8 protein-coding genes are annotated in these 5,855 nt (G+C 71.9%); 5 read left to right on the top strand and 3 right to left on the bottom strand.

Annotation, left to right across the window (positions count from 1 at the left end):
* The 3 genes from ACYVE7_RS27715 to ACYVE7_RS27725 all read left to right on the top strand — a co-directional run.
* A partial coding sequence (locus ACYVE7_RS27715) for a hypothetical protein (protein WP_460368653.1) occupies positions 1 to 758 on the top strand: 758 nt, incomplete at its 5' end.
* A gap of 37 nt (positions 759 to 795) precedes the next feature.
* A complete protein-coding gene (locus ACYVE7_RS27720; RefSeq protein ID WP_460368655.1) occupies positions 796 to 999 on the top strand; it encodes a hypothetical protein in 204 nt (67 codons plus the stop codon).
* 78 nt (positions 1,000 to 1,077) lie between these two features.
* Positions 1,078 to 1,671, top strand: a complete 594-nt coding sequence (locus ACYVE7_RS27725) for a hypothetical protein (protein WP_460368656.1) — start codon at positions 1,078 to 1,080, stop codon at positions 1,669 to 1,671.
* Between the two features lie 106 nt (positions 1,672 to 1,777).
* Here ACYVE7_RS27725 and ACYVE7_RS27730 read toward each other — a convergent pair whose 3' ends face one another.
* A complete protein-coding gene (locus ACYVE7_RS27730) occupies positions 1,778 to 2,896 on the bottom strand; it encodes an ROK family protein (RefSeq protein ID WP_460368658.1) in 1,119 nt (372 codons plus the stop codon).
* A 182-nt stretch (positions 2,897 to 3,078) separates the two neighbouring features.
* Complete coding sequence (locus tag ACYVE7_RS27735) at positions 3,079 to 3,795, bottom strand: HAD family hydrolase (protein WP_460368660.1); 717 nt, start codon at positions 3,793 to 3,795, stop codon at positions 3,079 to 3,081.
* Positions 3,796 to 3,884: 89 nt separating this feature from the next.
* Between ACYVE7_RS27735 and ACYVE7_RS27740 the strand changes: the two genes are divergently transcribed.
* Positions 3,885 to 4,148 (top strand): GlsB/YeaQ/YmgE family stress response membrane protein, encoded by a 264-nt coding sequence (locus ACYVE7_RS27740; protein WP_460368661.1) that lies wholly within the window; start codon positions 3,885 to 3,887, stop codon positions 4,146 to 4,148.
* Positions 4,149 to 4,198: 50 nt separating this feature from the next.
* Here ACYVE7_RS27740 and ACYVE7_RS27745 read toward each other — a convergent pair whose 3' ends face one another.
* Entirely contained in the window at positions 4,199 to 4,684 is a 486-nt protein-coding gene (locus tag ACYVE7_RS27745) for a MarR family winged helix-turn-helix transcriptional regulator (RefSeq protein ID WP_460368662.1), read from the bottom strand.
* Positions 4,685 to 4,752: 68 nt separating this feature from the next.
* Between ACYVE7_RS27745 and ACYVE7_RS27750 the strand changes: the two genes are divergently transcribed.
* The coding region (locus ACYVE7_RS27750) for an MFS transporter (RefSeq protein ID WP_460368663.1) at positions 4,753 to 5,855 on the top strand (1,103 nt) is incomplete at its 3' end.

Genomic DNA, 5,855 nt, shown 5'->3' on the forward strand with positions numbered 1-5,855 from the left:
GGGCGGAGACGGCGGGGCCCGGGGGGCGGGCCACCGAGGTGCGGCTGCCGGATGGGCGGGTGGTCTGGCTGGTGAGCGCGGCACCGGAACAGAACCTGGCCGATGCCCAGCCGCACGCCGCGGCCGAGCGTCCCTGGCGCAGCCCGGTTTACTGGGTTCTGGTGGGGTTGCTCTTTGTGCTGCTCGGGGCGCACCGGTTCGTGTCCAGCCGGACTCCGGTGCTGGCGGGGGTGGCGCACGGAGGGCGAGAACCGAGCGGGGGCGGGCTCGGCGGCGGCGGCGTCGAAGGGCAGCCGGGCGCGGTCTCCTATCTGGACGGCGATACCGGAGTGGTCGGGGCGGGCGGCGACGGATTTCTGCGGGCCGTGCTCGTCGAACTGGTGACGCGCGGCCGGGGACGGGTCGTGCTGGGGCGGGCGGAGCTCGACCGGCTGTTCGGCGGACGGCTCGAAGCCCGCGTGCTGGCGGCGCTCGCCCCACGGATGCACGTGGCGGAGCGGCTGGCGGACGCCGTCCAGTATCTGGAGCTGGAACTTCTCCTCGAAGGCGATGAGTTGCACTGGTTCGTCGCGCCGGGCGAGGACGCCGGCACCGTCCGGGCCCTGCTGGGCTTCGAGCGGGTGCACGCGCTGATCCTCGGCCCCTGGGACCGGACGCGGGAAGTCGACCCGCGCGGCTACCTCGACGGCAGGCTCGCACCGACGTTGACATCGGCCGAAGCAGCCGAACGCCTTCATTTGTACACCCTGACCCTCTGAACACCTTCGAAAAGTTGTTCGTATAGAGTTCGGGGCCATGCACGCGCCCACGACCTGCCCTTATGGCCATCCGCTCGGCCCTGGCCGGGTCCTGGTCGGCTGGAAGCCCTGCGGCTGCGACGGGGCGCGGGACGCCGGCGGCCACCGCACCTACTCCTGCAACGCCTGCCGCGAGCTGTCCGACCGTCGCGAGACCCTCTGCTATTTCCCGCCCCATCGGATGATCCATGACGCGACTTGACCTTTTCGAGGAGAGTGCCCCAACCGCCCTGGGTAGTTTGATATTGCGGCGGTTGAATGCACCATGGGGGGAATTGCTATGAGCGATCCGCGTGTGGGGAGCCTGTCTCCCGATCTGGCGAACAACTCGAGCCAGGACAGCATCGCCCGTGTCTTCGGTGCCGTCTCGGGTATCGGACTGCTGCTCAGCGCGGTGATGCCCTGGGCGAGTCTCGGTATCGGCAGCGGGCTGATCCCGTCCGACATCGGCATCAACCAGCTTTTCGCGGGTTTCGGCCACGAGAAAGGCTGGTTCTCGATGGCTTTTCCGCTGCTGTTCGCCGGTTTCTGTAACCTGCTCGCCGCGCTTTTCCGTCCGAAGCGTCCCGGCGCCGGAATGTTCGGCCGCTTCTCCTCTGGCGGAACCCCCGTCTCCCGCAAGGTGCTGCTGACTCTCGGCACCCTCGTCGCCATCGTGACAACGGTCCTCTGGGTGATCCAGACCGGCCAGTTCCGCATCAACGACGGCTTCGACTTCCTCCCCGGCAACGTCGAGTACGGCGCCTGGCTGGGCCTGGCCTCCACCGCCGCCGCCCTCCTGGCCACCGTCATGGCCCACGCCGGCGCCGCAAAGTCCATCAAAGTCCCCAAAACCGAAACCTCCACCCCCCACCCCCCTTCCTCACACACCTGAACCACCCCCAAAGCCCCGGGCCCGCACCATCGCCCGGGGCTTTGGCCTGCGCTCTGGTGATGAGCAGCCGCCATGAGGTCGGTACCTGCCGGCCGAGCGTTGGGGGTCAGAAGGTTAGGGCGGAGGTTAGGGCTTGGTGGGCGGCGCCGGTTATGCCGGCTCGGTCGCCTAGGCGGCTGGCTCGGATGGTGAGGGATTCGGTGGTGCGCGGGACCGAGCGGGTGAGGACTCGGGAGCGGATGCGGTCGAGGAGAGGGGGGCCGGCCGCGGCGAGGTCGCCGGCGATGACGACTTCGGCGGGGCTGAAGAAGGTGACCAGGGCGGAGAGGACGTCGCCGATCGCGTCGGCGGCTTCGGTGATCGCGGTGACGGCTTCCGGGCGGTCGGCCAGGGCCAGCCTGACGACTTCGCGAGTGTCGGTGACGTTCAGGCGCGCGGCCAGCGCGGCTCCGCCGGCGATCGCCTCCAGGCAGCCGGTCTGGCCGCAGGCACAGCGCAGGCCCGCCGCCGACGGGGTGGGAATGTGGCCTATGTCGCCTGCGGCGGCGCCCGCGCCGCGGTGCAGCCGACGGTCGGTGATGATCCCGCCGCCGATGCCCGTCCCCAGCTTCACCAGGAGCAGATGGTCGACGTGCGGGGCCGTCGAATGCTCCCCGACGGCCATGATGTTGACGTCGTTGTCGACGAGGACGGGCACCCCGAGCCGGTCATGGAGCCGTCCGGGGACGTCGAACCCCTCCCAGCCGGGCATCTTCGCCTCGCGTCCGGGACGTCCCGTGGCCGCGTCGACCTGACCCGGCAGCCCGACCCCCAGCCCGCACGCCTCGCGCGGCGACCGTCCCGCCGCGGCGACGAGCACCGGAAGTTCGGCCGCCACCCAGTCGAGGACCTTCTCGGGGCCGTCGCCGATCTGCAGGTCGGCGGTGTGTTCGGCGAGGATCCGGCCGTTGCGGCCGGTGACGGCGAGCCGCCCGTCGGTCGCGCCGAGGTCGGCGGCGAGCACGATCCGGGCGTCGGGGTTGAACACGAACGCCGTCGCGGGACGCCCCCCGGACGAGACGGGCCCCGACGACGGGACGATCCAGCCGTCCGCGGCGAGGGCGTCGAGCCGCAGCGACACCGTCGAGCGGGCCAGCCCGGTGAGCTCCACCAGTTCGGCCCTGGTCAGCGGCCGTTCGCGTAGCAGCGCCAGCAGCGCGCCCGCCCCGGGTGTCTCGGTCGCCATGTTCACCTCCCCCGCAATCATGACGAAACCCCCGCCGGGAAGCATCCCGGCGGGGGTGTTTTCGTCGTAGGGCCGATGCGCGGGTCGCCTCTCGGCGGTATGCACAACGTGGCTCCAGCCGGACGGTATTCCACGAAGGCGGAAGGTGAGGCCCGGGGACACCGGACACACCGGCCTACGGACTATGTAACGAGCGACCCCGCCGCGGCATTCCCGGCGAGCGCGGCGATCACCGCGGCGGTGTCGGCGAGGTCGGGCAGGACGGTGTCGGCGCCCGCGGCGAGCAGTTCGGCGGCGGGCCCGGTGCCCGTCGCGACGGCCACGGCCCGCGCCCCCGCCCGCTTCGCGGTGGTGACGTCCCGCACGGTGTCGCCGACGATCACCGTGTCGGCGCCGGTGAATCCGAGCCCCCGCTCGGCGGCCCGCCGGAACGCGTGGGCGGGCAGGTCGTGCCGTTCGAACGCGTCACCGCCGTAGGCGCCCAGCCCGAAGTCCACGTATTTCGACAGCCCGAACGCGTCCAGCTTCAGCACGGCCAGGGGGTAGAGGTTCCCGGTCAGCACCGTCTGGCTGACCCCGGCCAGTTCACCGGCCGCGACGAGCGCCTCCTCGGCCCCGTCCAGGACCCGTCCGCCGGCCGCGAGTTCCCCGGCCCGCTCGGTCAGCTCCTCGACGATCAGCTCGAGGAACGTGTCGAGCATCCCGCCGCCGGCCGGGATCCCGTGGACGTCGAGGACCTCTGTCGCGGCGGCCAGTTCGGTCCGTCCGTCGAACCGCCAGGCGTGTTCCAGCCGACGTCCGGTGGCCCGGAAGAACGCCGCGTCGTACGCGGTTCTCGCCGTGGTCCCCGCGTCGATGAGGGTGTGGTCGATGTCCCAGAGCACCAGAATCCGCCGCATCCCGCCATCCTGCCAGTCGTGCCGGTAGGTGAGGGACCGCGTTTTTCGGGCACGGCCCCCGGCGTACCCGACCCGCCAAGGAGGCGGAAATGACCCCTGCAGGAATCATCACAGCGATCATCATCGGCGCGATCATCGGTGTGCTCGGCAGGCTCGTCCTGCCCGGGCGTCAGCCGATCGGCGTGCTGCTCACGGTCGGCATCGGGATCGTCGCGGCGCTCATCGGCACCGTGCTCGCCCAGAACGTCGGCGTCGCGACCACGGACGGCGTCGACTGGATCGAGCTGCTGTTCCAGGTCGGCCTCGCCGCCCTCGGGATCGGCCTGCTCATGGGCTTCCGACGCCGCGTCTGACCGGATACCGCGCCCCCGTCCGCTTTCCCGGGACGGGGGCGCCGCCCTGTTCAGGCCGGGGTCTCGACCTTGAGGAGCATCCGTTTGAGCAGGGCGATCAGGGTGTCCTGCTCGGCCGGATCGAGGACTCCGGCCATGAGGTCCTCGACGTCGCCGCGGATCTCCTGGGCCCTGGTCCACAGGGCGTGGCCCGTGTCGGTCAGTTCGATGTCGACGCGGCGGCGGTCGGTGTCGGCGCGGACGCGGCGGATCAGCCCGGCCTTCTCCAGGGTGTCGAGCCGTCCCGTCATCCCGGCGGGCGAGATCTTGAGTTCGGCGGCCAGCGCGGACGGCGTGGTGCGGCCGCCGAGCCCGGCCAGCCAGTGCAGGGTCTCGAACTCGAAGTCCTGCAGCCCGACCTCGGCGAGCGCCCGGTCCTTGGCCTTCAGCATGTGCCTGACCAGGAACTGCATCCGGGTGACGATCGCCTCCGTCCGCTCGTCGAAGGGCGCGAGCCCCTTCCAGCGGGCGATGTGCCGGTCCACCGAGTCGTCCATGCGCCCAGTATGCCTCGCCAGCTTATATTTAGTTGACGAATGATTCGCTGGCGAATTACATTCCGGGGATGCTCCGACTGATCCTCGGCCGCGCCCTGTCGGCGCTGGCCACCGCGCTCATCCCGATGACGCTCACCCTCGCGATCGTCGGCGACCACGGCCTCGGCACCGCCGGCGACCTGGGCTTCGTGCTCGCCGCCGAGCTCGTCCCGCTCGTCCTGCTGCTGCCGGTCGCCGGGGTCGTCGCCGACCGGCTGCCACCCGCCCGGATCACCGCGGCCGCCGACCTGCTCCGCGGGCTCGCCCAGCTCGCCATCGCCGTCGAACTCCTCACCGGGACGGCCCGGATCTGGCATCTCACCGGGCTCGCGGCGCTCGCCGGGATCGGGATCTCGTTCGGCGTCCCGGCGGGCAGCAGGCTCGTCCGGGCGCTCGCCCCCGAAGACCAGCGGCTGCGGCTCAACTCGCGGCTCAGCGGCACCCGCAGCCTCGCCGAACTAGCCGCTCCCGCGCTGGCCGGAGCGCTCATCCTCACCGCGGGGCCCGGCTGGTCGTCGCTGCTGACATCCGTGCTGTTCGCGCTGTCCGCGCTGACCCTGGCGGGGCTGCGCACCACCGCGGCGCCCGCACCGGCCACGGCGTCCGGGTTCGCGACCGAGATCAGCGAAGGCTGGCAGGAGGCGCGCCGCCACCCCTGGTTCCTGGCGAGCGTGGTCAGCCACTGCTGCTGGCACCTCGCGGCCGGATTCCTGCTGACGCTCGGGCCGGTGATCGCCGTCCGGGAGCTCGGCGGCGCGTCCTCCTGGGTGCTGATCACCCAGCTCGGCGCGGCGGGGATGCTCGCGGGCATCCTGTCGGCCACCCGGCTGCCGATCGTCCGCAGGCTGCGCGCCGTCACCCTCGCCGGGGCGACCTATGTGCTGCCGCTGACGGCGTTCGCCCTGCACGCCCCCGTCTGGGTCGACGCCGCCGCCTACACGGTCGCGATGATCGGGCTCGGCCTGCTCATCCCGCTCTGGGACACCGAGATGCAGAACCGCATCCCCGAGCGGGCGCTCGGCCGGGTCTCCGCGCTGGACTCGCTGATCTCGTTCGTCTCCCGGCCGGTCGGGCTGGCCGCCGCCGCGCCGATCGCCGCCGCCACCGGCGCGGCCGTGCCGCTGCTCGCGGC

The organism is Actinocorallia lasiicapitis (assembly GCF_054778695.1).